The sequence below is a fragment of the Pseudoduganella sp. UC29_106 genome (assembly GCF_044055365.1).
GTDB lineage: Bacteria > Pseudomonadota > Gammaproteobacteria > Burkholderiales > Burkholderiaceae_D > Rugamonas.
Window position 1 is genome coordinate 1,795,910 of sequence record NZ_CP171977.1, and the last position, 23,920, is coordinate 1,819,829.

At 63.8% G+C, this 23,920-nt stretch carries 23 protein-coding genes and 1 pseudogene; 8 read left to right on the top strand and 16 right to left on the bottom strand.

Annotated features, from left to right (window positions below):
- Positions 1–84: 84 nt before the first annotated feature.
- From ACHMW6_RS09320 to ACHMW6_RS09370, 11 genes and pseudogenes are all read right to left on the bottom strand, one after another.
- Positions 85–333 (bottom strand): annotated as a pseudogene (locus tag ACHMW6_RS09320) (Hpt domain-containing protein); the annotation flags it as partial.
- Entirely contained in the window at positions 330–998 is a 669-nt protein-coding gene (locus tag ACHMW6_RS09325) for a chemotaxis protein CheW (RefSeq protein ID WP_395406831.1), read from the bottom strand. The pseudogene ACHMW6_RS09320 and the gene ACHMW6_RS09325, both read right to left, overlap by 4 nt.
- Positions 999–1,001: 3 nt before the next feature.
- The gene (locus ACHMW6_RS09330) at positions 1,002–2,357 is read right to left on the bottom strand and encodes a CheR family methyltransferase (protein ID WP_395406832.1); all 1,356 of its coding nucleotides are present in this window, start codon (positions 2,355–2,357) and stop codon (positions 1,002–1,004) included.
- A complete protein-coding gene (locus ACHMW6_RS09335; RefSeq protein ID WP_395406833.1) occupies positions 2,354–2,812 on the bottom strand; it encodes a chemotaxis protein CheW in 459 nt (152 codons plus the stop codon). Before ACHMW6_RS09335 ends, ACHMW6_RS09330 begins: the two co-directional genes overlap by 4 nt.
- Positions 2,813–2,816: 4 nt before the next feature.
- The gene (locus ACHMW6_RS09340) at positions 2,817–4,628 is read right to left on the bottom strand and encodes a methyl-accepting chemotaxis protein (RefSeq protein ID WP_395406834.1); all 1,812 of its coding nucleotides are present in this window, start codon (positions 4,626–4,628) and stop codon (positions 2,817–2,819) included.
- Positions 4,629–4,757: 129 nt separating this feature from the next.
- Positions 4,758–5,990 carry an argininosuccinate synthase gene (locus ACHMW6_RS09345; RefSeq protein WP_395406835.1) on the bottom strand — a complete coding sequence of 411 codons (1,233 nt, stop codon included), beginning with the start codon at positions 5,988–5,990 and terminating at the stop codon, positions 4,758–4,760.
- Between the two features lie 78 nt (positions 5,991–6,068).
- A complete protein-coding gene (argF, locus tag ACHMW6_RS09350; RefSeq protein WP_395406836.1) occupies positions 6,069–7,004 on the bottom strand; it encodes an ornithine carbamoyltransferase in 936 nt (311 codons plus the stop codon).
- Between the two features lie 47 nt (positions 7,005–7,051).
- Positions 7,052–9,877, bottom strand: coding sequence for an ATP-binding protein (locus tag ACHMW6_RS09355; protein ID WP_395406837.1), 2,826 nt, complete (start codon positions 9,875–9,877; stop codon positions 7,052–7,054).
- Between the two features lie 18 nt (positions 9,878–9,895).
- Positions 9,896–10,792: a ribosome small subunit-dependent GTPase A gene (gene rsgA, locus ACHMW6_RS09360; RefSeq protein ID WP_395406838.1), complete on the bottom strand. Its 897-nt coding sequence runs from the start codon at positions 10,790–10,792 to the stop codon at positions 9,896–9,898.
- The gene (locus ACHMW6_RS09365; protein ID WP_395406839.1) at positions 10,789–11,124 is read right to left on the bottom strand and encodes a 4a-hydroxytetrahydrobiopterin dehydratase; all 336 of its coding nucleotides are present in this window, start codon (positions 11,122–11,124) and stop codon (positions 10,789–10,791) included. The genes rsgA and ACHMW6_RS09365 overlap by 4 nt, the downstream gene beginning before the upstream one ends.
- Positions 11,121–12,392: a M48 family metallopeptidase gene (locus ACHMW6_RS09370; RefSeq protein ID WP_395406840.1), complete on the bottom strand. Its 1,272-nt coding sequence runs from the start codon at positions 12,390–12,392 to the stop codon at positions 11,121–11,123. Before ACHMW6_RS09370 ends, ACHMW6_RS09365 begins: the two co-directional genes overlap by 4 nt.
- Positions 12,393–12,438: 46 nt before the next feature.
- Here ACHMW6_RS09370 and orn point away from each other — a divergent pair, with 46 nt between their 5' ends.
- The 4 genes from orn to ACHMW6_RS09390 all read left to right on the top strand — a co-directional run bounded on the left by orn (position 12,439) and on the right by ACHMW6_RS09390 (position 14,711).
- A complete protein-coding gene (gene orn / locus ACHMW6_RS09375; RefSeq protein ID WP_395406841.1) occupies positions 12,439–13,044 on the top strand; it encodes an oligoribonuclease in 606 nt (201 codons plus the stop codon).
- 75 nt (positions 13,045–13,119) lie between these two features.
- Positions 13,120–13,608 (top strand): energy transducer TonB, encoded by a 489-nt coding sequence (locus ACHMW6_RS09380; protein WP_395406842.1) that lies wholly within the window; start codon positions 13,120–13,122, stop codon positions 13,606–13,608.
- 56 nt (positions 13,609–13,664) lie between these two features.
- A complete protein-coding gene (locus ACHMW6_RS09385; RefSeq protein ID WP_395406843.1) occupies positions 13,665–14,210 on the top strand; it encodes a DUF488 family protein in 546 nt (181 codons plus the stop codon).
- Positions 14,211–14,306: 96 nt separating this feature from the next.
- The gene (locus tag ACHMW6_RS09390) at positions 14,307–14,711 is read left to right on the top strand and encodes a VOC family protein (RefSeq protein WP_395406844.1); all 405 of its coding nucleotides are present in this window, start codon (positions 14,307–14,309) and stop codon (positions 14,709–14,711) included.
- 64 nt (positions 14,712–14,775) lie between these two features.
- On the opposite strand, the gene ACHMW6_RS09395 is transcribed toward ACHMW6_RS09390, so the two are convergent.
- Positions 14,776–15,117, bottom strand: a complete 342-nt coding sequence (locus ACHMW6_RS09395; protein WP_395406845.1) for an energy transducer TonB — start codon at positions 15,115–15,117, stop codon at positions 14,776–14,778.
- A gap of 397 nt (positions 15,118–15,514) precedes the next feature.
- On the opposite strand from ACHMW6_RS09395, the gene ACHMW6_RS09400 reads away from it, so the two are divergent.
- Positions 15,515–16,126: a hypothetical protein gene (locus tag ACHMW6_RS09400; RefSeq protein ID WP_395406846.1), complete on the top strand. Its 612-nt coding sequence runs from the start codon at positions 15,515–15,517 to the stop codon at positions 16,124–16,126.
- 183 nt (positions 16,127–16,309) lie between these two features.
- Here the strand turns inward: ACHMW6_RS09400 and ACHMW6_RS09405 are convergent, their stop codons facing one another.
- The 4 genes from ACHMW6_RS09405 to ACHMW6_RS09420 all read right to left on the bottom strand — a co-directional run bounded on the left by ACHMW6_RS09405 (position 16,310) and on the right by ACHMW6_RS09420 (position 20,922).
- Complete coding sequence (locus ACHMW6_RS09405; RefSeq protein WP_395406847.1) at positions 16,310–16,687, bottom strand: energy transducer TonB; 378 nt, start codon at positions 16,685–16,687, stop codon at positions 16,310–16,312.
- A gap of 104 nt (positions 16,688–16,791) precedes the next feature.
- Positions 16,792–18,165, bottom strand: a complete 1,374-nt coding sequence (locus tag ACHMW6_RS09410; RefSeq protein ID WP_395406848.1) for a DUF1501 domain-containing protein — start codon at positions 18,163–18,165, stop codon at positions 16,792–16,794.
- A gap of 13 nt (positions 18,166–18,178) precedes the next feature.
- Positions 18,179–20,044 (bottom strand): DUF1800 family protein, encoded by a 1,866-nt coding sequence (locus ACHMW6_RS09415; RefSeq protein WP_395406849.1) that lies wholly within the window; start codon positions 20,042–20,044, stop codon positions 18,179–18,181.
- Between the two features lie 185 nt (positions 20,045–20,229).
- Complete coding sequence (locus ACHMW6_RS09420; protein WP_395406850.1) at positions 20,230–20,922, bottom strand: UPF0149 family protein; 693 nt, start codon at positions 20,920–20,922, stop codon at positions 20,230–20,232.
- Between the two features lie 52 nt (positions 20,923–20,974).
- Between ACHMW6_RS09420 and ACHMW6_RS09425 the strand changes: the two genes are divergently transcribed.
- The 3 genes from ACHMW6_RS09425 (at position 20,975) to ACHMW6_RS09435 (ending at position 23,893) form a co-directional block, all read left to right on the top strand.
- On the top strand, positions 20,975–21,967 hold the full coding sequence (locus tag ACHMW6_RS09425) for a serine/threonine protein kinase (protein WP_395406851.1): 993 nt from the start codon (positions 20,975–20,977) through the stop codon (positions 21,965–21,967).
- A gap of 291 nt (positions 21,968–22,258) precedes the next feature.
- A complete protein-coding gene (locus ACHMW6_RS09430) occupies positions 22,259–23,143 on the top strand; it encodes a hypothetical protein (protein ID WP_395406852.1) in 885 nt (294 codons plus the stop codon).
- Between the two features lie 141 nt (positions 23,144–23,284).
- Complete coding sequence (locus ACHMW6_RS09435; protein ID WP_395406853.1) at positions 23,285–23,893, top strand: TetR/AcrR family transcriptional regulator; 609 nt, start codon at positions 23,285–23,287, stop codon at positions 23,891–23,893.
- Positions 23,894–23,920: the final 27 nt, after the last annotated feature.

Sequence of the window (23,920 nt, forward strand, 5' to 3'; positions counted from 1 at the left end):
ATCGGTCAGGCGCGAGCATTGCAGGATCAGGTCCACGCCGGCGAGCAAGGCATCGACCCGGTTCGGCGTGAGCTTGAGCTTGCCCGCCTGGGCGGCGATAAACGCATCCTCCATGCCGTGCGCCAGCTGGACGATCATGTCCAGGCCGACGATCGAGGCGGCGCCCTTGATGGAATGGGCGGCGCGCATCATCGGCTCGACGGACGCGGAATCTGCGCCGCCGCGTTCCAGTGCCAGCAGACCGTCGGTCAGAATCTGGGTTTGCGCGTCCGCCTCCATGCGGAACAGGTCGAGCATGGAGAACTGGCTCAGGTCGCGGTTGTCGCTGCTCATCGCAGGGCCCTCGCAAGCTGGTGGCCGATCAGGTCCGCGTCGAGACAGCCGACCTGCTTGTCCTCAAACGGCAGCACGCCGGACAGATAGCGGATCAGGCCCTTGCTGATCGTGGCGGCAGGCGGTTTCACGTCTGCGCCGGCATAGCGTACGATGCCATGCATCTCGGCCACGGGAATCGCGTAAGCCTGCTGCTCCCACTGCACCAGCATCAGGCGCTGGAAGGTGTAGCGCCCCGTGCTCGATTCGCCCTCGCGGCCGTCGATGTCCAGCAGGTCGGCCAGGTCCATGCAGGGGTAGAGCCGCCCCGCTATGTTGACAACGCCGCGCAGGCCGCGCGCATTGCGGTGGGGCAGGCGGTGCGGCGCGGCTGTGGGCGCGATCTGGACGAACAGCGGCGTGGGCAGGGACAGCCATTCACGGCCGATGCGGAACACCACAGCGCTGCCGTCGAGCTTGACGAGATTCGTTTCCCGTTCGCGGAAGTGCTCGGCCCATTCGCGCTTGTACTCCGCGCTGACGGGGCGGCGCAGGTTGCGCTGGGCGGCGTCCGCATAGACATCGCAGTTGCGGCAGTGGACGGCGCGTTCGAGCAGCTGGCAGCTGTGATCTCCGCCTACCCCGATGCGATTCCAGCAGTCGTTCAGGTTCTCGGTTTCGCTCATGTTCTATCGGCTCGCATGCTGGCGCTCATAGGCGCGCGCCGCGCGCGCTTTCAGCGTGGCGGCCGCGCTGCGGTTGCCGCCTTGCTCGGCGAGCAGGGCAAGGTGGCAGAGCGCTTCGTAGTGGTCGGGGTGCAGGTAGAGGCAGCGTCGCAGCTGCTGCTCCGCCTGTTCGGTGTCCTGCGCCGCTTCCGCCAGCAGGCCGAGGATGAACCAGGCTTCGGCCGTTTCCGGCTTCTGGGCCAGCAGGGCCTTGCAGGCGGCGGCGGCTTCCTTCAGCTTGCCCTGGTCGGCGAGCTGGCGGGCGGCGGCCAGCAGCGCATCGCTTGAAGGCGCCGGCGGCTCCTGCCCTGGCGCGCGGCCAGGAGCGGAAGCGCGGCCGGCTGCCGGTGTGGCGCGGCGGTCCGGCGCGGCAGGAGAGGCGCGATGCGCGGGGGGATACGGGCGGACGGCGCGGGCAGTGCAGGCAGCGGCGTCGCCGGGATGCGCGGTGCCGGGACCCGGCGGGCGGTGGCGGACGGGCGCGCGGCGGGGGGCGGCGAAGCCGGGCAGGTTGGCCCAGCCGGGCGCTGCCGGCTGGCCGGCCGCCTTGCGCAGGGCGAAGGCGTGCTGGTAGGGCAGGGCCACGAAGCCATTCTGCGTAAATACGGGCACCTCGGCATAGCCGGCCATCAGCATGCCGTCATCGGCCAGCAGCGCGGAAAGGCGCGCCGCCGCGGCAGCGGCCGTGGGACGGTCGAAGTAGATCAGCAGGTTGCGGCAGAAGATGATGTCGTAGGACGATGACGGCGCGGCGCCGCCGGCCAGCACATTGCCCTGCCTGAAGCGCACGCGCTGGCGCAGGCTGGATGCGATGGCGTGTTCGCCTTCGCTGCCCGCGACCGGCGTGAAGTAGCGGTCGCGGAAGGCCAGGTCCTGGGAGCGGAAGGCATTGCGGCCGAAGATCCCCGCTTCGGCGCGTGCGATGCAGTCGGCGCTGATGTCCACCGCGTCGATCATGAAGGCTTCGAGCGGCACGCCGGCGTCGCACAGGGCCATGGCCATCGAGTACGGCTCCTCGCCGCCGGCGCAGGGCAGCGACAGGATGCGCACCAGCCGCGTGCCGCGCGCCAGGCGCCCCTTCACGTATTCGGTCGCCAGCGCAAAGGCCTGTGGATCGCGGAACAGCCAGGACTCGGGCACCACCACCAGTTCGACCAGTTGCGCCAGTTCGTCCGGGGACGCGCCCTGCATCAGATCATGGGCGTACTGCTTGCGGTCGGACTGCCCCAGCGCTTCCATGCGCGCGCGGATGGCCCGCTCCACCGCGCTGCGCGGCAGGTTCAGGCCAGTGGCGTCCTTGAGCATGCCCTGTACGGTCATGGCGCGCTGCCCTCAGGCTGGAACAGCAGGGCGCGCAATTCGGCGGGCAGCAGCCGCTCCACTTCCACCACCTGCACGAGGCCCTCGGCATCGCCGGCCACCGCGCCCAGGAAGGGTGCGGCCTGGACGCCGCTGGGCTGCAGCGCCTGTTCGGCGACATCCTGCACGCCCGACACACGCTCGGCCAGCAGGGCCAGCGCATGCGTGACGCCATCCGGGGCCGTGTAATCGACCAGCACGATGCGGGTATCGAATTGCTGGCGCGCCGGCGCGCCGCCACTGATGCGCGACAGGTCGATCACCGGCACGGTATCGCCGTGCAGGTTCATCAGGCCGGCCACGGCATCCGGCGCCAGGGGCAGCGCCTTCAGTTCCAGCAAGGGCAGCACGCGCCGCACGGCCCGCAGGGGCAGGCCGTAGCGGTCATGGCCGATGTGGAAAACCAGCAGCTTCATGGCGTCACACGTTCACCGCAAAGGTGGCCACGCTGGACTGCAGGTCGCCCGCCGCATACTGCAGCTGGTGCACCGCCTCGCTGGTGGCTTTCAGCGATTCCACCGTCTGCTGGGTGGCGTCGTTCAGCTGCATCATGGTTTCGCTGATCTGCTGCGCGCCCACGGCCTGCGCCTGCATGCCCTGCAGGACGGTATCGAATTGCGGCGCCAGCTTCTGCACCTGGTCTATCACGCCGGAAAGCTGGTCCGTCACCTGGCGCACTTCGCTCACGCTGCGGCGGATCTCTTCGCTGAACTTGTCCATGCCCATCACGCTGGCCGACACGGCGGACTGCATCTCCTTCAGCATCTGCTCGATGTCCCAGGTGGAGACGGACGTCTGGTCCGCCAGCCGGCGGATCTCGGTCGCCACCACGGAGAAGCCACGCCCCGCTTCGCCCGCCTTTTCGGCCTCGATGGCCGCGTTCAGCGACAGGATATTGGTCTGGTCCGCCACCTTGGTAATCGTGGTCAGCACGCTGTTGATATTGGACGCCTTCTCCGACAGGGCCGCCAGCTTGGCGTTGATCGAATCGGTGGCGCTGACCATGTTCTGCATGGTCTGGTCCATGCGGCGCAGGTTGACCTGGGCTTCGGAGGTGGCGGTCGTCGTGTAGTCCGCCACGGCGGTCGCGTCTTCCATGGTCTTCAGCAGCTGGCTGGTGTTGGCCGAGATTTCCTTGGTCGTGCTCAGCACCTCCACCGACGTCTGGGCCTGTTCGACGCCGGTCGCTTCCTGCTGCTTGGCCGACGCCGCAATTTCGGTGGCGGAAGTAGTGACCTGGATGCCGGCTTTCTGCACATTGTTCAGCAGGCCGCGCAGATTCTCGAACATGCGCGTCAAGCCATTGCCCAGGCGGCCGATGGCGTCATCGCCGGTCACGTTGACCTTGCTGGTCAGGTCGCCGGCGGCGGCGCGGGTCACGGTTTCCATCAGCAAGTCCACCTTGGCGCGCAGTTCGTCGGTCTGCGCCTGTTCGCGCGCCTGGGTTTCCTGCAGCAGCTGGGCCATATTGTTGAAGTCCTGCGTCACCTTGCCCAGTTCATCGCGCGACAGCACTGCGGCGCGTGCGGACTGTTCGCCGGCCCCCAGGCGCCGCAGCGCCGAGGTCAGGTTGTTGAGCGGGGTGACGATGGCGCGCGCCAGGAAGTAGGTGATCAGCAGGGCCAGCACCACGACGGCGACGGCGCCCAGGGCCAGCACATTATTCATCTGGCGTTGGAGGTCGGCCAGCGTGGCGCTGCGCTGGGCCAGCAGGCGTTCCTCTTCGGTGGTCGCGTCTTCCAGCAGGGCGCGCACGCTGGCCACGGCGGCCGAGCTGTCGCGCAGTTCGTTGGACTGGCCCAGCGCATCGGCCGCGCCCTTGACATCGCCCAGCGCGCGGCGCTTGTCGATCTGGCGCTTGAGGTTCACGTTCAGCCAGGTGTCGAGGAGGCTGCCGGCTTTCTTCAGGCGCTCGTTCTGGCGCGGATTGTCGGCGGTGAGCTGGATTGCGTTCTGCATGTGCTGCGAGACTTCCTGCGCGTATTCGCGCTCCGACGCCAGCACCGTATCGTTGCCGGTCAGGAGATAGCCGCGTATCTCGACCTGCGTGCGCAGCACGGCGTTGTTGATGCGGTCGATTTCAATCAGCACCTGCATGGTGTGCTTGTCCCAGCCATTGGCCTCGGTCAGGCGAGAGAAGTTATTGTAGGCGACGGCCAGCAGTATCAAAATGATTGCGACAATGCTGCCGAAGCCCAGGTAGAGTTTTTTCTTGACGCTCAGGTCTTTCATGCGGCGGCCTCCGGGGCGAATGGTCGTGAGGGCAATGTAACAAAAAAAACGGGCCGCGCAAAGGCAGCCCGTCCGGACGGTAACGCACCCAGGTGCGAAGGGCGGATCATCGATCCGCCGTTGCTAGCATCACTGACCGCGCTTCAGGCGAGCGTTGGCCGCAATACGCATGCGCAGCGCGTTCAGCTTGATAAAGCCGCCGGCGTCGGCCTGGTTGTAGGCGCCGCCGTCTTCATCGAAGGTCGCGATGGTCTGGTCGAACAGCGAATCGGTCTTCGAATCGCGCGCCACGACGATGACATTGCCCTTGTACAGCTTCACGCGCACCCAGCCGTTCACGCTTTGCTGCGTGTGGTCGATCAGGGTTTGCAGGGCGACACGCTCCGGCGCCCACCAGTAGCCGTTGTAAATCAGGGAGGCGTAACGCGGCATCAGGTCGTCCTTCAGGTGGGCCACTTCGCGGTCCAGGGTGATGGATTCGATGGCGCGGTGCGCTTTCAGCATGATAGTGCCGCCCGGCGTTTCATAGCAGCCGCGCGACTTCATGCCCACGTAACGGTTTTCCACCAGGTCGAGGCGGCCGATGCCATGCTTGCCGCCCAGGCGGTTCAGTTCCGTCAGCACTTCGGCAGGGGATAGGCGCTTGCCGTTCAGGGCCACGATGTCGCCCTTTTCGTATTCGATGTCCAGGTATTCCGCCTGGTCCGGCGCCGCTTCCGGGCTCACGGTCCAGCGCCACATCGATTCCTCGGCTTCGGCGCTCGGGTTTTCCAGGTGGCGGCCTTCGAAGGAGATGTGCAGCAGGTTGGCGTCCATCGAGTAAGGCGCGCCGCCGGCCTTGTGCTTCATGTCGATGTCGATGCCGGCGTCTTCCGCGTATTTCAGCAGCTTCTCGCGCGACAGCAGGTCCCATTCACGCCACGGCGCGATCACGCGCACGCCCGGCTTCAGCGCATAGGCGCCCAGCTCGAAACGCACCTGGTCGTTGCCCTTGCCGGTGGCGCCGTGGGAGATGGCGTCGGCGCCGGTCTGGTTGGCGATCTCGATCAGGCGCTTGGCGATCAGCGGACGCGCGATCGAGGTGCCCAGCAGGTATTCGCCCTCGTACACGGTGTTGGCGCGGAACATCGGGAACACGAAGTCGCGCACGAATTCTTCGCGCACGTCGTCGATGAAGATGTTTTCAGGCTTGATGCCGAACTTCAGCGCCTTGGCGCGCGCCGGTTCCAGCTCTTCACCCTGGCCCAGGTCGGCGGTGAAGGTCACGATCTCGCACTTGTAGTTATCCTGCAGCCACTTCAGGATCACGGAGGTGTCCAGGCCGCCGGAGTAGGCGAGGACGACTTTTTTTACATCGCTCATTTTGGTTTCTCTTACAGTTGGTATTGGTTGCTTCCCCGTAGGGCGGATCATTCGATCCGCCGTTGCGGGCCACGTGCCTCAATCGGGCTGACTCTGTGTATCGATGCGGCCCAGCAGCAGGTACTCGATCAGCGCTTTCTGGATGTGCAGGCGGTTTTCGGCTTCGTCCCAGACCACGGATTGCGGCCCGTCGATCACCTCGGCGGACACTTCCTCGCCGCGGTGGGCGGGCAGGCAGTGCATGAAGAGGGCGTCCGGCTTGGCGCGTTTCATCTTGTCGGCGTCCACGATCCAGCCATCGAAGGCGGTCAGGCGCGCCGCGTTTTCTTCCTCGTAGCCCATGCTGGTCCACACGTCGGTGTTGACCAGGTCCACGCCTTCGCAGGCGTCGGACGGGTTGGCGAACAGGGTGAAGCGGTCGGTGGACACCAGCGACATGTCCATCTCATAGCCATGCGGCGTGGACACGTTGACGTGGAAACCGAACACCTCGGCCGCCTGCAGCCAGGAATACAGCATGTTGTTGGCATCGCCGATCCAGGCCACGGTCTTGCCCTTGATGGAGCCGCGATGCTCGATGTAGGTGAAGATGTCCGCAAAGACCTGGCAGGGGTGGTGTTCGTTGGTCAGGCCATTGATCACCGGCACGCGCGAATTGGCGGCGAAGCGCTCGATGATGTCCTGGCCGAAGGTGCGCACCATGATGATGTCGCACATGCGCGACATGACCTGGCCCGCGTCTTCCACCGGCTCGCCGCGGCCCAGCTGGGAATCGCGGGTATTCAGGTAGATCGCGGCGCCGCCCAGCTGGTGCATGCCGGCCTCGAAGGAGAGGCGGGTGCGGGTCGAGTTCTTGTCGAACACCATGACCAGGGTGCGGTCGATCATCGGGTGATAGATCTCGTAGTTCTTGAACTTGCGCTTGATATCGTGCGCGCGCTCGATCACGTATTCGTATTCGTCCAGCGTCAGGTCGCTGAACTGGAGGTAGTGCTTGATCTTCGAAGTGGACATATTTGCAACTACTTTATTGCGGGGTGAATAACGATTATAAGGGCATTTCAGTAGATAGTGGCCGGTCGCGCGGGATCGTGCCGCGGCGCCGTGAGCGGGAGGTCCAGGGTAAAGGTGGTCCCGCCGCTGCTGCTGATCACGCTGATATGCCCACCCAGCAGCGAAGTGACGATGTTGTAGCTGATGGAAAGTCCCAGCCCGGAACCTCCCTGGCCGAGCTTCGTGGTGAAGAACGGATCGAAGATGCGCGACAGGTTTTCCTGGGTGATGCCGCCGCCGTCGTCGCTGAAGGAGACCAGCACGCGGCCTTCGACCGGCATGGTGGCGACCAGGCGCATGCGGCCCTCCTCGCGGCCGTCGAAGGCGTGCAGCAGGGCGTTGTTGATCAGGTTCGTGACCACCTGGCCGAAGGGGCCGGGGTAGCTGTCCATCGTGATGGACTCGGGCACGTCGAACTCGATCTTGTGGTAGGCGGCGCGGATGCGGTTCATCATGGTGGCGATGATTTCATGCGTGACCTGCTGCAGGTTGAACTTGCGGCGCTGCTCGGTGGTGCGGTCCACCGCCACCTGCTTGAAGCTGTTCACCAGGTCGGCCGCGCTATTCAGGCCGCGCATCACCAGCGAGGAAGCCTTGCGCGCATCGGCGATATAGGCCAGCAGCTCGGACTTGCGCAGGCCGGCGCCGTTGATGGCTTTTTCCAGGTCCTCGGTTTTCTGTTCCAGCGTGCTGGCGATCAGCAGGCTGTTGCCGATCGGCGTATTCAGTTCGTGCGCCACGCCCGCCATCAGCGAGCCCAGGGCCGCCAGCTTTTCCTGCGACACCAGCTGCGTCTGCGCTTCCTGCAGCTGGCTGTAGGCGTGGGCATTATCCAGCGCGATGGCGCCATAGGCGCACAGGGTGCGGAAGATCAGCCGTTCGCGCTCGCCGAAGGCGCCCGGCTGCATGGACTGCACCGTCATCACGCCCAGCGCGCGCTCGCCCACCAGCAGGGGCACGAAGAGGGCGGAAGCGCTGGCCGCCGTGCCGGGCGTGATCAGGCTGTTGGCGTTGTCGCCCAGGTGCTCGACATAGACTTCGCGCCGCTCCTTCAGGCAGCGCGCAGTCCAGGCGCGCGGGTGGTCGAGCGGAATCTCGAAGTGCGGCAGCAGGTCGCCCGCCTCGATGCCGAAAGCGCGCTGCAGCTTGGTCACCGCCGGATCGGTCAGGTAGATGGCGAAGGTATTGGCCGCCATCAGGGCCTGCACGTGGCGGTTCAGGGCCTGGTGCACGGCGCCGGCGTCCAGGTAGGTGGTGATTTCCTGGCCGATGGCCGACAGTCGCTCCAGCAGCTTGGTGGTCTGCTGCAGCACTTCGGCGCGGCGCGCTTCGGACATGGCCAGCTCGCGGTGGTGCTGGCCCTCGGCGCGCGCCTGCTCCGTCTGGTGGTGCACCTGCATGGCCACGGCGCGGCTGGTCGCTTCCAGCGTATGCGTCTTCTCGCGCGCCGTACTGGCGGCGGTGGCCATGTCGTAAGCCGCTTCGTAGTCGCCCAGGCGGGCGTATTCGCGCCCCAGGTTGTCGTACAGGTCGCCCGGCACCGTGTAGCCTTCGATGGTGGACGCGGTATCGAGTGCACGGTGCAGGTAGTGCAGGATGGCGTTGGGCGCCGTCATGCCCGGCGGATCGGGCAGTGCGTGGCGGCTGTGGATCAGGGCCAGCACGCGCAGCGCGGCGATGTGGTTGTAGGCATTGTGGTGGCTGGCGGCATGCTCGACGGCCTGCTGCGCCATTTCCAGCGCTTCCTGCGGGCGGTCCAGGTAGCACAGGGCGTGCGCCTGGCCGCGCCACGCCACGCTGGTGAAGTCGGCCTGCTGCAGCGCTTCGGCCCGCACGGCCAGGCGCTGGAAGGAGTCCAGCGCGCCGGCGTAGTCATATTTGGACAGGCACAGGTCGCCGAGGAATTGCAGAGCGATGGCGTAGCTGCGCGCATTGGACACGGGCGCCAGGATGCCCAGCGCCTCGTGCAGCATTTCCTGGGCCGCGTCCAGGCGCCCCAGGCGGCGCACGAAATCGGCGGTATGCATCAGCACCGAGCCGATGCTGCGCGGCCAGCTGGTGGGACGCGCCAGCTCCATCGCGCGCTGCATCCATTCCAGGGCGGAGTGCAGGTCGTTCAGGTTGGCGAATTTTTCCGCGATATTGGTGGCTGAAATAATGGCGGAACGGACCTGCCCCGTTTCCAGCGCGGCTTCATAGCTGCGGATATAGAAGCCGGCGGCGTTGCCGAAATCGCTGGCCTGGCTGGCGGCCATGCCGAGGAAGTCGTTGATCCAGCAGTCGACCGCCGGCGGCACTTCTTCGGACAAGTCGAAGCGCTTGCCCCAGGTGGCGGTGGCGGTATTCAGGTCGCGCAGCACCGCCCAGCGTGCGCTGGCGGCATCGGCAATCGCTTCGCGGTCGGCGTCGCCGGCCAGGCGGGCGCATTCGGCGGCGGCGGCCAGTTCGGCGTCGCGCCGGGCATGGTCGCCGCGGTCGACGGCAATCCAGGCCCTGAGCCAATGGGCGTCGGCACAGCCGGCGTGGTCGCCGACGCGGTGCAGCTCCGCCTCGGCCTTGTTCGCCAGTTCGTCGGCAGCATCGAGGTGGCTGCAAAGCCAGTCGAGCTCGCCCTGTACCAGCAGCAGGCGGGCGGCGCAGGCGTCCATTTCGTCCGCTTCCAGCCCGGCGTGCGGCAACAGGGAGGACGCTTCTTCCACCAGCGCCGAGGCGCGCGCGCCGTCACGCTGGCGCAGGTGCCAGGACAGGGAGATCAGCAGCGGCAGGCGGGCGGCGCCGCGCAGGGGGAGCAGATCCAGCTCCCACTGGGCGATGGCGTCGTCGTCTGCGAACATCTCCATATGCGGTCCCGGTCAGTAAAGCGTCTGTGACGATTCGTGCAGCAGTTGGCCGTACAGAGTATGGCGCATTTTTGCGATCTTGCCCTGTTCCACCGCTTCCAGCACTGCGCACTGGGGCTCGCTCAGGTGGCGGCAGTTATAGAATTTGCAGCCGCCCAGGTAAGGGGCGAAGTCGCGGAAGGCCCGCTCCAGCATGCCCTCGGTCAGGTGATACAGGCCAAATTCCTGGAAACCGGGCGAATCGATCACGCTGGCATCGGGGCCAAGGTGGTAGAGACGGGTGAAGGTCGTCGTATGCTTGCCGGTGTCCAGCGCTTCGCTGATTTCGCGGGTGGCGATGTCGGCGTCCGGCACCAGCAGGTTTATCAGGGAGGACTTGCCCATGCCGGACTGGCCGATCAGGATCGACGATTCGCCCTTCAGCAACGGGCCGAGGGCGGCCACCGTCGCCTCCGGCTGCGCGGTGGCGGAAACTTCGATCAGCTCATAGCCCATGGCCGTATAGACCTGCAGGCGCTCGCGGGCGCGGGGCAGGGCCTCTTCCACGTCGATCTTGTTCAGGATCAGGCGGGCGCGCACGCCGGCCGCTTCGGCGGCGACCAGGGCGCGGGAAACCAGGTCGTCCGAGAAGCTTGGCTCGGTGGCGACCACGATGAACAGCTGCGTGACGTTCGCCGCCAGCAGCTTGGACTTGTACTGGTCGGAGCGGTAGAGCAGGGTCTTGCGCTCCTGGATGCGGTCGATCACCGCCTGGTCGGGGGAGGTAAGTGTGAGGTCGACGATATCGCCCACCGCCACATTGGTCTTCTTGCCGCGCGTGACGCACTGCAGATGCTGGCCATTGGACTCCGCCAGGTAGTGGCGGCCGTGTGCTGCAATGATGGTGCCGGTACGTTTTTCCTTGCTCATGCCAATGCGTCCGCCTTCGCTGCGCAGATGAAGTCATTCAGCGAAAGCCCGCCTACCGAGTGCGTGTCGTAGCGCACCTCGCAGGTCTTGTAGACCACCACTAGTTCCGGGTGGTGGTCTTCCTTGTGCGAGACCCAGGCCAGCGCGTTGACGAAAGCCATGGTCTCGTAATAGTTGGCGAAGTTGAAGGCTTTCACCAGCTTGCCGCCCGCGATGGTCCAGCCGTCCAGCAGGTGGCACAGGCGCGAGGCTTCGTGGGCGTTCACGCCATCCTTGGCGTGTGTGGATTGCAGCGAGCGCAGGTGGGCTGCGCTCTGGATAGCGGCGGTCATTGTGCTGCCCCCAGGTTGAGGTGACGAATGCGCACGCTGGCAGGCGGATGCGAATCGTAGAAGGCCGAATGCAGCGGATCGGGCGTCAGGGTCGAGGCGTTATCTTCGTACATCTTCACCAGGGCCGACACCAGGTCGCGCGAATCGGTATGCTTGGCGGCGAAGGCGTCCGCCTCGAATTCATGCTTGCGCGAGCTGAGCGAAGTCAGTGGGCCGAACAGGAAGGTGAAGACCGGCAGCACCAGCATGAAGAGGATCAGGGCCACGGCGTCATTGCTCTGGCCCGGCACGATGATCGGGTTCACGCCAAGGCCGGTGTAGAACCAGATCTGGTTTTTCAGGTAGCCGAGCAGGGCGAGGAAGGCCAGCGAGATCAGGAACATCACGCTGATGCGCTTGACGATGTGCTTCAGCTTGAAGTGGCCCAGTTCGTGCGCCAGCACGGCTTCGATTTCCTGCGGCGCCAGGCGCTCGATCAGGGTGTCGAAGAAGACGATGCGCTTGGCGGCGCCGAAGCCGGAGAAGTAGGCGTTGCCGTGGGCGCTGCGCTTGGAGCCGTCCATCACGAACAGGCCCTTGGAGGCGAAGCCCACGCGCTGCATCAGGCCCTCGATGCGGGACTTCAGCGATTCATCGGCCAGCGGGGTGAATTTGTTGAACAGCGGCGCGATTATGGTCGGATACAGCACCATGATCAGCAGCTGGAAGCCGGTCCACACGAACCAGGCGTACAGCCACCACAGGTCGCCGGCCTTGTCCATCAGCGTCAGCACCACCCATACCAGGGGCAGGCCGATCACGCCGGCCAGCAGCAGGCCCTTGAGCATGTCGGTGATGAACAGGCCCACGGTCATCTTGTTGAAGCCGAAGCGCTCTTCCAGGCGGAACTGGCGGTAGAAGTCCAGCGGCAGGTCGATCAGGCCGGAGATCAGGCCGAAGGCGATGATCAGGCCAAGCTGGTAGCCCATGCCGCCGCCGGTGGCGTTGAAGACCGTGGTGTTCAGCCATTGCAGGCCGCCCAGCAGGGTAAAGCCGATCAGCGAGACGGTGCTGACCAGCATGGCCACCAGGCCGAACTTGGTGCGCGCCACGGTGTAATCGGCGGCTTTCTGGTGGGCGTGCAGGGGGATTTTTTCCGCGAATTCGGCTGGCACGGCGGCGCGGTGCGCCAGTACATGCCGGATGTGGCGCGACGCCAGCCAGAAGCGGACCAGCAATGTCACTACCAGGAAAACTACAAACAAAATCGAAAACGCGTGTGAATACATTCTGTGCCTGTGAGAAAATGGCGGATTAATTTGGCTAGAGAGAATTATGTCACAAGCGAACGATACCCCAGCAAGCACTCAAGTGGCTGAAGCCAAGGTTGCTGCCCCGCGTCCGAACGAAATGAACCTGGTGTGGGTGGATATGGAGATGACCGGCCTGGAGCCGGAAACCGATCGTATTATCGAAGTGGCAATTGTGGTGACGGACATGCACCTGAACGTGCTGGCCGAGGGTCCGGTCTTCGCCATCCACCAGACCGACGAAACCCTGGACAAGATGGACGCCTGGAACAAGGGCACGCACGGCCGTTCCGGCCTGATCGACCGCGTGAAAGCGTCGACCGTGAACGAAGAGCAGGCCGAGGCCGAGCTGATCGCGTTCATGAAGCAGTGGGTCCCGAACGGCAAATCGCCGATGTGCGGCAATACCATCGGCCAGGACCGCCGTTTCATGGTCAAGTACATGCCCAAGCTGGAGGCGTTCTTCCATTACCGTAACATCGACGTGTCCACGCTGAAGGAGCTGGGCCGCCGCTGGAAGCCAGAGATGGTGGCCGGCTTCAAGAAGGCGCAGAAGCATACTGCGCTGGCCGACATCGTCGAGTCCATCGAAGAGCTGAAGTACTACCGCGAGAACTTCATCAAGCTTTAATCCTGCAAGTTGCGTCAACGCAATGTTGGCGCATTTATAATTAGGCCTTTCATAATTTTATGAAGGGCCTTTTTCATGCGCATCGCCGCACTGCTGCTTCTGTTGGCCGCCACCACCGCGGCGCAGGCCGACGAATACCATCTGAAATCCGCCGAAGCGCGAACGGGCACCTTGATCAAGCGCGATGCCGCAATTGGCAGCCTGCCATTCGACAAGCCCTATGCCGACCTCTCCGCCGAGGACAAGGCGCGTTTCCGCGCGATCTACGAGAGCATGGCGGAGGACGATGAGCCGCCTTTTCCCCTGCGCGGCTTCAAGCCCCTGTATCGCAAGATTGAAGTCCTGAACCGCAAGCTGGATGCACGCGGCATGCTCGATCTGGCGGTCGTTGTGGGCCCTGATGGACTCGCGCAAACCGTGACCGTCTACAAATCGCCGGACGATGAACTGACTCGTTCCGTTTCCTACCTGCTGATGCAGGAGAAATTCAAGCCGGCGCTGTGCCACGGCCAGCCGTGTTCGCAGGAGTTTCCTTTCCGCGTCAACTTTACGATGCGTCGCTGACGCCAGCGAGGCCGGACGGTGCGCTGCGCGTGGCGCGTCCATGCCAGAATGTGTGCATGGAACTCGTCTGCACCATCGGCCATTCGAACCGTACGATCGAGGACTTCATTGCGCTGTTGCGCCAGAACGGCGTCCACTGCCTGCTCGACATCCGCACGGTCCCGAAATCGCGCCACAACCCGCAGTTCGGCCAGGATCAGCTCTCAGTCTCGCTAACCGAGGCCGGCATCGAATACCGCTACCTGCGCGGGCTCGGCGGCTTGCGCCGTCCACTCAAGGATTCGCCCAACGCCGGCTGGCGCAACCTGTCATTCCGCGGTTACGCCGACTATATGCAGACCGACGAGTTTGCGGCCAATGTCGAGACAGTCGTCGAGCTGGGCCGCGACAAGTGCTGCGCCTTGATGTGCGCCGAAGCCGTGCCGTGGCGCTGCCACCGCTCACTTGTAGCCGATGCCTTGCTGGTACGCGGCGTGCGCGTTGACGACATCATCGATGCCCGCCAGCGGCGGCCGCACAAGCTCACGCCTTTCGCTCATGTCGAGGGCTTGCGCATCACCTATCCGCCCGAGGAGTCGGATCAAGCGGATCAGCAGCCATAACGGTCATTTTTTCGAAAGCGTGTCGATTTTGCGCGCCGCCATCCGTCGTCTGGATGAAGCACCGGTTAGCCATTCCACTTTAACCAAGGAACCGCTATGAAAAAACAGATCATCCTGAACTTGCCGGTGAAGGACCTGGAGAAGTCCAAGGCCTTCTTTTCCGCGCTCGGTTTCACATTCAATGCCCGATTTAGCGGCGAAAACGCTGCATTCATGAACATTGTCGGCGACACTATCCAGCCCATGCTGACGACCGAGCCATTCTTCAAGTCCCTCATCGACAAGCCCGTCGTGCAGGCGAAGGAGGCCAATGAAATGGTCATCTGCCTGAACTGCGATAGCCGGGAGGAAGTCGACTCCCTCATTGCCAAGGCGCTTGCCGCCGGCGGTCGTACGCCACACCCACCGGAGGATCATGGCTTCATGTATGACCAGGGTTTCGAGGACATTGATGGCCACCTGTGGAACCTGGTCTGGGCGGCGCCGGAAGCCAGCTCATAATGCACTGTCGTTGCGCTGAACCGGGCTGCTGGCGTTGGGCACGCCAGCAGCCGCGCATGCGCCTTCAATCGACGACCCATTTGTATTGCAAGGTGGTCCAGCCAGCCACGCTGTCGCGGTCTTTCGAAGCCGCCTTGCAGGTGGCGCCGGCGCGCAGCGAGGCCTTGTCCAGCATGCGGCGGCCACTCGACTCGACCACTTTTGCGTCTTTCACCGAACCGTCGGCGCCGACCAGCACGGCCAGGCGGACGGTACCCTGGACCTCGTCGTCTACCCAAGCTTTCGGGTAGTGAGGAACGCCGCAGTTGACCAGTTTCTGGCGCACAGTTGGTTCCGCGGCGTTGGCGGCGAACGTGGTTAGCGACAGGACAGAGGCGATAGCAATAAGGTGCAGTTTAGCGATCATGATGGGCTCCAATGGGTTGGGTTCGAAAACGTCCCGGGTACGATTCGACTATAGTGCGCCGCAGCATATATTGAAAATTTATTCTTGGAATGCTGGTCATTTTCATTGCGAATAACACCGCCCGCAGCGGGCGGATGCATGGAGGGGTACTGTCTTTTTCCCGGTTTTTACTAAAACCAGATAAGGCTTACTAAACCGCGCTAGCTGGCGATATTTCATCGGAGAGCGCGCTAATCAGGGAACTAAATCGCACGGCCCGTCTCTAAAGAACAATTGCCAAGACGATTTAGTACGGATTGGTGTTCCTGGCGGCAGTTTTAGTAAGAGGAAGTGCGCTTTAGTGAGCCTTAGCAGGAAGTAGCAGCGCTTGGTAAAAACCGACTTTTCGAGACCCATCATGTCTACTCTCCACTACCCGATCCGCGTGCCCAGCGACTTGCTGGAATCCCTGGGTGAATTCACCGGCCAATGCTGGTCGGATTCCCTGGCGCTGGAGCCTTTCATTTGCGAGGCGATACGCAACTATCTACGGCCGGCAGCGGCGGCCCAGACGCAGCCGGCGGGCGCGCCCTCCGGGACGGGATACCAATGGAAGCAAGTCTTTCTTCCCGAGGGAACCCGGCTGCGCGCGAGCTTCGGCGGCCACTGTTATTTCGCCCAGGTGGAAGGCGGAACGATTAAACATGACGGGCATGCGATGTCGCCGTCGCGCTTTGCGAACCTTCAGGGCAGCGGCAATCGCAACGCCTGGAAGGCCGTCTGGCTCTGCCTTCCCGGCAGTGAAGAATGGCTGCTTGCCGATGTCTGCCGGTCAGCACGGCAAGCGGCGATAGCGCGCCTGATTGGAGGTGAAGCTCCGGCTGAACGACCCCCGAGGCAGCGGCAACGGGAGCGGCGAGTTGCGGAGCGACGCACAGCCGCAGGCGTGGCAGGCGCTAGGAGAGGGCGTGACCTGAATCAGTTCGCCCGCGCCAAAGCGGGCCTCGCCAGAGCGAGCCAGGCGCACTGAGCGCCTTGGTGGCGTTGATTGCCAGGAATGCTAACGGCCTACAGCGCAAGAGCGGCGCCGGACGCAATGGGCGCCGCAAGCGCCGCGCGGCGAGGGTTGGCTGGGGCATGCAGGCTTGAGCGACGCCGGTTACGTGGTGCGTCGATTAATTGGTCGGCGGCGAGGGCAGCCCCTTTGCCCTGTTCATTGGTTGAGAGTCCAGACATAGGTCGCGCTCATCCAGCGTGGTTCCTGCGCGCCGTCGGGCATGCGGTAGAGGCATTTGGAGAGGGCGACGTAGGCGGCCCGGTCAAGCTCGGGGTGGCCGGAGGAGCGTGAGATTTTGCCGTCGAGGACGGAGCCGTCGAGCCCGATCAGGTAGGAGAGGACGACCCGGCCTTGTTCGTTATTGCGCAGGGACGATTGCGGGTAGACGGGCCGGGCGCAGCTGGGGTCGCCGGGGCCGCGGCGGGTAATGGTGGGGAGTGGATCCGAGGACGAGGCCGGGGCCGGGGCAGCGAGGGCGGCGCCGGTGGTAGCGAGCAGGAGCAGGGTCAGCAGAGTAGAGGAAGGGCGGGTCATAGGAGTCATGATTGAAGTTGTTGGGCGGACCAGGGCGGCCGATCATGCTTCGCCCCACGCGCAGTGGCGGCGCGTAGGGCGAAGCATCGACGCCAATGCTGCGCTTAGACCATGAAGCCGAGGTCCTTCACGCTGAAGTTGGTGAGCTCGTTCTTGAACACCTGATTTTCGAGCAGATCCGGCTCGGCGCCGAACCAGCGGCCGAGGGTGGCGCCGTACTGCTGGTTCGAGATCTGGGGAATCCAGACGCCGCGGCCGGTAGCATCGTCCTTCCCGCCGAGGACGAAGTCGGGGAAGGAGCCGTACAGGCCGCCTTTCACGCCGGCACCGATGATCAGGTGATGGTTGCCCCAGCCGTGATCCGTGCCGCCGCTGTTCGGCTGCAGGGAACGGCCGAAGTCGGACATCGTGAACGTGGTCACCATCTGCTCGGCATGGATCTCGTTCAGCGCCTGCTGGAAGGCGGCGATCGATTGCGACACCTGGCGCAGCATGTCGAACTGCTGGTAAGCCTGTCCGCCGTGCGTATCGAAGCCGCCCAGTGACACGAAGTACACCTGGCGGCCCGGCCCCTGCGTGGAGCGCAGGCGGATCAGCTGGGCCACGGTCTTCAACTGCTGCGCCAGCGAGTACCCAGGGAACACGGTGGACAAAGGCGAGCCGGCGTTGGCGGCTTTCAGGTCTTTCACCAGGTCCATGCCATTCAGCAGGGACTTGTTGGCGGCCTCAGCGATCACGTTCGGATTCTGCGCGGACAGCAGCTGCAGCAGCGCCGCACGGCGCGTATCGGCCTCGGATTGCGGCCAGAAGTTCATGCCCGCCAGATCGAGCTGACCATTCCCCGGCAGCAGGTTGCCGTGGTTGGACATGCCCTCCACGAACAGCCCGCCCGCGCCGACCGACACCGCATCCAGGTGCCCGCCATTGCCCAGCGCATCGACCAGTCGTCCGCCCCAGCCCGTGCCGGCGGCGGACGGCGTGCCCGCCTGGTTCTGCACGTTCTGGTCGGGATGCGAGAACAGCTGCGGCGGCACACCGGCGCCGGACTGGTACTCGGGCTTGGTCAGCGGCTTGCGCAGATTGCCCACATTGAGCAGGCCCGCGACCATGCCCTGGCCGTACAGCGCGTCGATCTCGGGCATGCCGTAGTGGAAGGCGAAAGGCTGGTCCACGCCGGTGGACGTGCGCGCGCTGCGCTCGGCCAGCAGGGTCTTGGCATTGACCGACAGCGCCAGTCCCTGGCCGCTGCGGATCGCGTTGTAGGCGGAGTAGTGGGCCGAATCCAGCGGCACGATCATATTGTTGCCGTCGTTGCCGCCGAACAGGTAGACGCAGACCAGGGCCTTGTAATCGGACACTGGCGCGGCCTTGGCGGTGCGCGGCATGCCCAGCAGGCCGAGGGCGGACATGGTGCCCAGCATGCCCAGTTGCGCACCGGCGCCGAGGAAACCGCGGCGCGACATCGTAGTTTTGCTCATATTCTTATCCTCTTCACTGCTGGACGGCGAATTCGGCCGTGATCGCGGTCAGGTACAGCGCGGTAATGGCGCGCTGCTTCAGGTCGGTGGTGCGGCTGACGGTGTCGCCGATGGCAGCCCGCGCCGAGGGCGACATGCGGCCTTGCAGCAGTGTGGCGTCCACCAGGTTCAGCAGCGTGGTCGGGTTGCCCGCCACGGCCACGAACGGCGCGATATCAATGCGCACCATGCCGCTGTACTGGCCCGAGATGAAGTTGTAGAGGAAGTTGGCGCGCGCCACCGACTGGGCCGGCGAGAACAGCTGGAACTCGGGGCCGAACATGCCCGGATTGCCCGGCAGCGGCGTCAGCGGCGAGTAGAAGTTGAAGACGCTTGGCGCACTCAGCAGCTTCTGGCCGAGCAGGAAGTACTCCCAGAACGCGTTGTTTGGATCGACCACGGTGGCGTTCAGCGCGCGGAACAGGCTCAGGCTGTGCAGCATCGGGTCCTTCAGCTTGCCGGACTGGGTCGTCACAGCCTGGGCTTCCGGGTCCATCAGCACGGCGCTCAGCGTGGTTTTCAGGTCGCCGCGGCCGGCCGGGCCGAAGGCGAACACGTCCGCCACGCGCTGGACATAGGCCGGGCTCGGATTGCTCATCACGAAGGCGCGGATCAGGCGCGTGGCCACGAAGGGCGGCAGGTTGGGGTGGTTGAACAGGGCGTTCATCACCGCGTCGTAATCCTGCACTGTGGTCTGGCCGGCCGACAGGGTGATGCCGCCGACGATGGTCTTGGCGGTCTTGTCGTGCAGTCGGTCGCGCGGCTGCAGCGGACCGGTGAAGTTTTCCCAGTTGGTGCCGGTGGCATTGGTGCCGGTGTAGGTCCAGCCGCTCAGCGCGCGGGACATGGCGGCAATCGTGGCCTGGTCGTAGCTGGCGATCGGTTCGCCGTTGCGATCCAGCTGCACGCTGCCGTCCTGGTTCAGCATCACGGGGCCGATGGTGAACAGCTGCATCACTTCACGTGCATAGTTCTCGTTCGGCGCCGGCAGGATGCTGTTGCCCAGGTCGAGGTATTTGCCCATCGACGGGTTCAGCGTCATTTCGCGCAACAGGTTGTAGTAATTGCCGAAGGCGTGTTTTTCCAGCGTGGCCAGCCACGGCGTCATCTCGTTGGCGTAGTTGTTCTTGTCGGAGGAGACGACGAAGATTTGCGACAGCGCGAAGATCATGCGCTGGCGCAGCTGGTCGGGTGCGGTGGCCATGTTCACGTACCAGCCCTTGCGCAGCACGTTCATGTCCGTGGTGACGGGCAGGGGCGTGGCGGGCATCTGGAATTGCTGCTGCAGCCAGGACTGGGCGCCGCCTGTCTTCAGGGCGGCGATGTCGGCGGCGGTGGGGCCGAAGCTGGCCTGGGCGAGCAGGCGGGCGGCGGCGACGGTGGCGGCATCGGCGGGCGGCTGCTGGCCGATGGGGCCGGGCGTTGGCGTGGGTGTCGGCGTTGGGGTGGGCGACGGCGTTGGCGTCGGAGTTGGCGACGGCGTGCTGATCGCGCCGGGCGCGCGCAGGGTCAGCGTGGTGCTGGCGCTGAGCTCGGGCGTCGTCGTGGTCTTGCCGGTGAAGGTGACGACGGGGTTGGCCGGCATGACCCTGGGCGCCACGTATTCGCCGTTCTGCGAATTGATGGTGCCGAAGGTGGCGTTGCCGCCGGGGATGCCGTTGACGGCGAAGTTCATGTAGACGCCCTTGCCGTCTACCTTGCCAAGGAACCAGACCTTATTGCCAAGTTCCACGGACGCGTTGCGGGCTGTGTGCGTCAGCTCGGCCGTTGCGGCCCAGGCTGAGGCAGACAGGCTCATCAGGCAGGCCAGCGTCCAAGCCCTGTACTGGGTTAGGTGCATTTTTTCTCCCATTTTTATTAACCGGCGGGATATCGCCGTTTAATACCGTATGGCAATTTTTGTGCCAGGCGGGGAGAAAACCAGAGGCTAGGGCTGGTGGCAGGCACGATGTGCCAGCCACCTGGTCAGGGGCGCGGATTAAGGCTTGGGGGAGCGACAATTTTTGTCACTTAAGACAAAAATTGTCAGTTTTCGGACGCGCCGTGGCACTTTTTGTATTTTTTGCCGCTGCCGCAGGGACAGTCGTCATTGCGGCCGACTTTCGGGTCTTCGCGCTTGACGGTTTCCACGCCGGCCTTGCGGCGCGGTACCCAGTACTTGTGGATGGCCGGCAGGTTGGCTTCCAGTTGCAGTGCCAGCTTGTGGGCCAGGTTCGGGTCTTCCACTTCCTTCAGTTCCTCGGGCTGGATCTCGTCCGCGCCCAGCAGGTAGACCGGTCGCATCAGGTCCGCCACCTCGGAATCCCAGATCGAATCCCAGGAGCCGGGACGCAGTTCCATGCCTTCCCAGAAGCCCCAGCACCAGGCTTCGGCGTCGATCAGGGTCTGGCCCATGTGCTCGTGCTCGACGAACAGCGGTTCGAATTCCTTCGGCGCAACTTCGAAGGTGATCAGCACCTCGTTCATGAAGCGCATGATCAGGTTGAGGATGCGTTCTTCCTGCTTCGCGTTCTTCCACTTGGGTGCTTGCTTGCCGTCCTCGCCCCACACGTGCGGCAGCCATTCGGCGGGCGTGATCGGCTCCGGACCGATGGCGATAGCCGTCAGGAAGCCATGCAGGTGGTCCATGGTCATCGCATCCTCGGGGCTTTGGTCGCCCAGCAGGAATTGGTCAAGTTCGTCGAATTCTTTTTCGGTGAGTGGCTGCTCGAGTTGCATGATGGGCTCTGATTTGCGGTTAAGGGCGACAGTATACGCTGCGAGTCTTACAATGGCGAGCATGACTCCCGCACATCCATTTTCCGACCTGAGCCCCGATTGCGTACTCGACGCCCTGGCCAGCATCGGCCTTTACGGCGATGGGCGCCTGCTGGCGCTGAACAGCTATGAAAACCGCGTCTACCAGGTAGGCATCGAAGACGGCAAGCCGCTGGTGGCCAAGTTCTATCGGCCGGCCCGCTGGACCGATGCGCAGATCCTCGAAGAGCATGCATTCGTCGCCGAACTGGAGGAGCGCGAGGTGCCGGCCGTGCCGGCGCTCGCCATCGATGGCCGCACGCTGCACGAGTTCCAGGGCTTCCGCTTTGCCGTCTTCCCGCGCCACGGCGGGCGGGCGCCGGAGCTGGACGATCCGGCCGTGCTGGAATGGACGGGGCGCTTCATCGGCCGCATCCACGCGGCAGGGGCGGCGAAACCGTTCGCCGAGCGTCCGGCGCTAAACATCGCCACCTTCGGCACCGAGCCTCGCGACTGGCTGCTGGCCCACGAATTCCTGCCGCCTGAACTGGTCACGCCGTGGAAGAGTGTGGTCGACCAGGCGCTGGAGGGCGTCGCGCGCTGCTACGAGCGGGCGGGGGACGTGTCCCTGATCCGCCTGCATGGCGACTGCCACGGCGGCAATGTGCTGTGGACGGACGCCGGCCCGCACTTTGTCGACTTCGACGATGCGCGCACCGGGCCGGCGGTGCAGGACCTGTGGATGATGCTGTCCGGCGAGCGCCAGGACATGGTGCGCCAGATGGGCGATATCCTGGCCGGCTATGAGGACATTCGCGAATTCGATCCGCGTGAACTGTACCTGGTCGAAGCCCTGCGTACCTTGCGCCTGATTCATTACTCCGCCTGGCTCGCCCGCCGGTGGGACGATCCCGCTTTTCCTGCCGCCTTCCCCTGGTTTAATACCCAGCGCTATTGGCAGGACCGTATTCTCGAATTACGCGAACAAATAGCGCTGATGGATGAACCGCCGCTATGGCCGGTTTAAATTATTTTAAAACCTATATTTAAATGAAATAGTCGTTGTCTATTCGTTCAACATTATGGGCGAATAAGCAACGACTTTAATTTTTTGGAAATAGTGTTGCTCCGCACTAGATTGCGGAACTCCGCTGCGCTTCGTACGTGTTTCCCTCATCTCCCTCTGCGTACCTGGTCAAGGCGCGTTACAATTACTTACGAAATCCTACAAGTGATTTACCAATGTGTTGCAGTGCACACTTGAGTTTTCCTTGATTGGTAAGCAAAATTTTGTAAGTTTCAGATTAATGAGGTTTTCATGCAAATCCAGCGCGTTCCGCCGTTGCTGCAGGGCGTAGTTGATGTCCGTAACTGGATTGTTCAGAATATTCCTACATCGTCGTCGATGGTGGGGCATGATTTATTTTTAAAGATCGGCAGTGATTTCTTTTCCGGTAAAACTATTGAACTTGAAAGTCTTGTAAAGGAAATCCCGCACGCCGATGCCGAAGTGCGCGAGCACATCGCGGCGATGGTGCAGGGCGGATTACTGGCAGAGCAGACCTTCAGCGACGGCCATGCCAGCCGCGTGGTGCCGACCGAGCGCTTTGTCGAGCTGCTGAAGCAATACCAGACCAAGTTCGAGAGCCATTTCATCCTGCGCAAGGATTTGCGCGAGCGGCAGTTGCTGGCTTCCGCGCCGGACGCCCGCCTGCAGCGCCTGGTCGATACTCTGTACGACCATTTCCACGATATCGGCTGGCTTTACCTGCACAATTTCGGCGGGATCTGCTTCCTGATGTCCTCGCTCGTGCGGCGGGTGGCGCTGGCTTATGGCTTCAAGGCGCGCCTGGAATCCTGTCACGTCGAGATTCGCGGCGACGAGCGGGCCTTCATGCTGGGCAGCCCGGGCTACGCAGCGCCGGGGCAGATCGAGGGGCATGCCGTTTGCATCATCGATGATGCGATTTTGGTCGACTTCGGCCTGGGCAACGTCCGCCGCGGTTTCCGCCGCGACTTCTACTGGGGGCTGGCTTGCCCCTATGCCCCGCATGACGCCGTGATGGCCCACATGCTCCTGCCGCAGGGCGAGACCGTCACCTGGAAAAACGACTGGCAAACCCCGGACGGCCCGGCCGAATTCGCCAAATACGAGGCGCTGGTCGAGCAGCTTTTTGCCGGCTACGTCGACCGCTTCGGCTGAGCGATCCAACCTTTTTGTCCGCCGCGTCCTTGCGGCGGGCCCTTCCCTGCAATTCATTAAACAACCCGTTCACCTTCGGCTTTGATGCGCGCCGTCGGCGCTGGCCCAAATCCAGGTATACGCCTTCGTTTAAAATGGTATATGATGGTCATCATGAATATGAAGCCATCCAAGCGCCCAGCCGTTAGCCGTAAGGAAGAAACCCATGAGCGTATCGTGGAGGTGGCCTCACGTGCCATCCGCCGCTCGGGCTATGGCGGTACCGGTGTGGCCGACATCATGAAGGAAGCGGGGCTGACTCATGGCGGTTTTTATGCGCACTTCGAGTCTCGTGATGCTTTGCTGGCTGAGGCCGGCGACCGCGCGGGAGCCGAATCGGTAGCGATGGCAGCGCGGGTAGCGGCTGCGGCGCCGCACGGAAAAGCGTTGCAGGCGATGATGCAGGCCTATTTATCCCCGGATCACATTGAGGCAATTGAAACCGGCTGCCCCGTCTCCGCCCTGGGTTCAGAAATGCCGCGTCAGGCGCCTGAAGTCCGGCGCGCCGCAACCATCCATATCAAGGAAATGATAGATCTGTTCGCCCGGCAGTTGCCCGACTGGGGGCAGCCGCAGGCGCATGAGCAGGCGATGGCCCTGGTCTGCGCCTTGATCGGCACCACCATGGTGGCCCGCGCGGTGGACGATCCGAAATTGTCAGAAGCGCTCTGTGCGGCGGCATTGAAGCAATTTATACCCCTTGCCAGCTGAGGCAGGTGACGACGGCAATCGACGCAT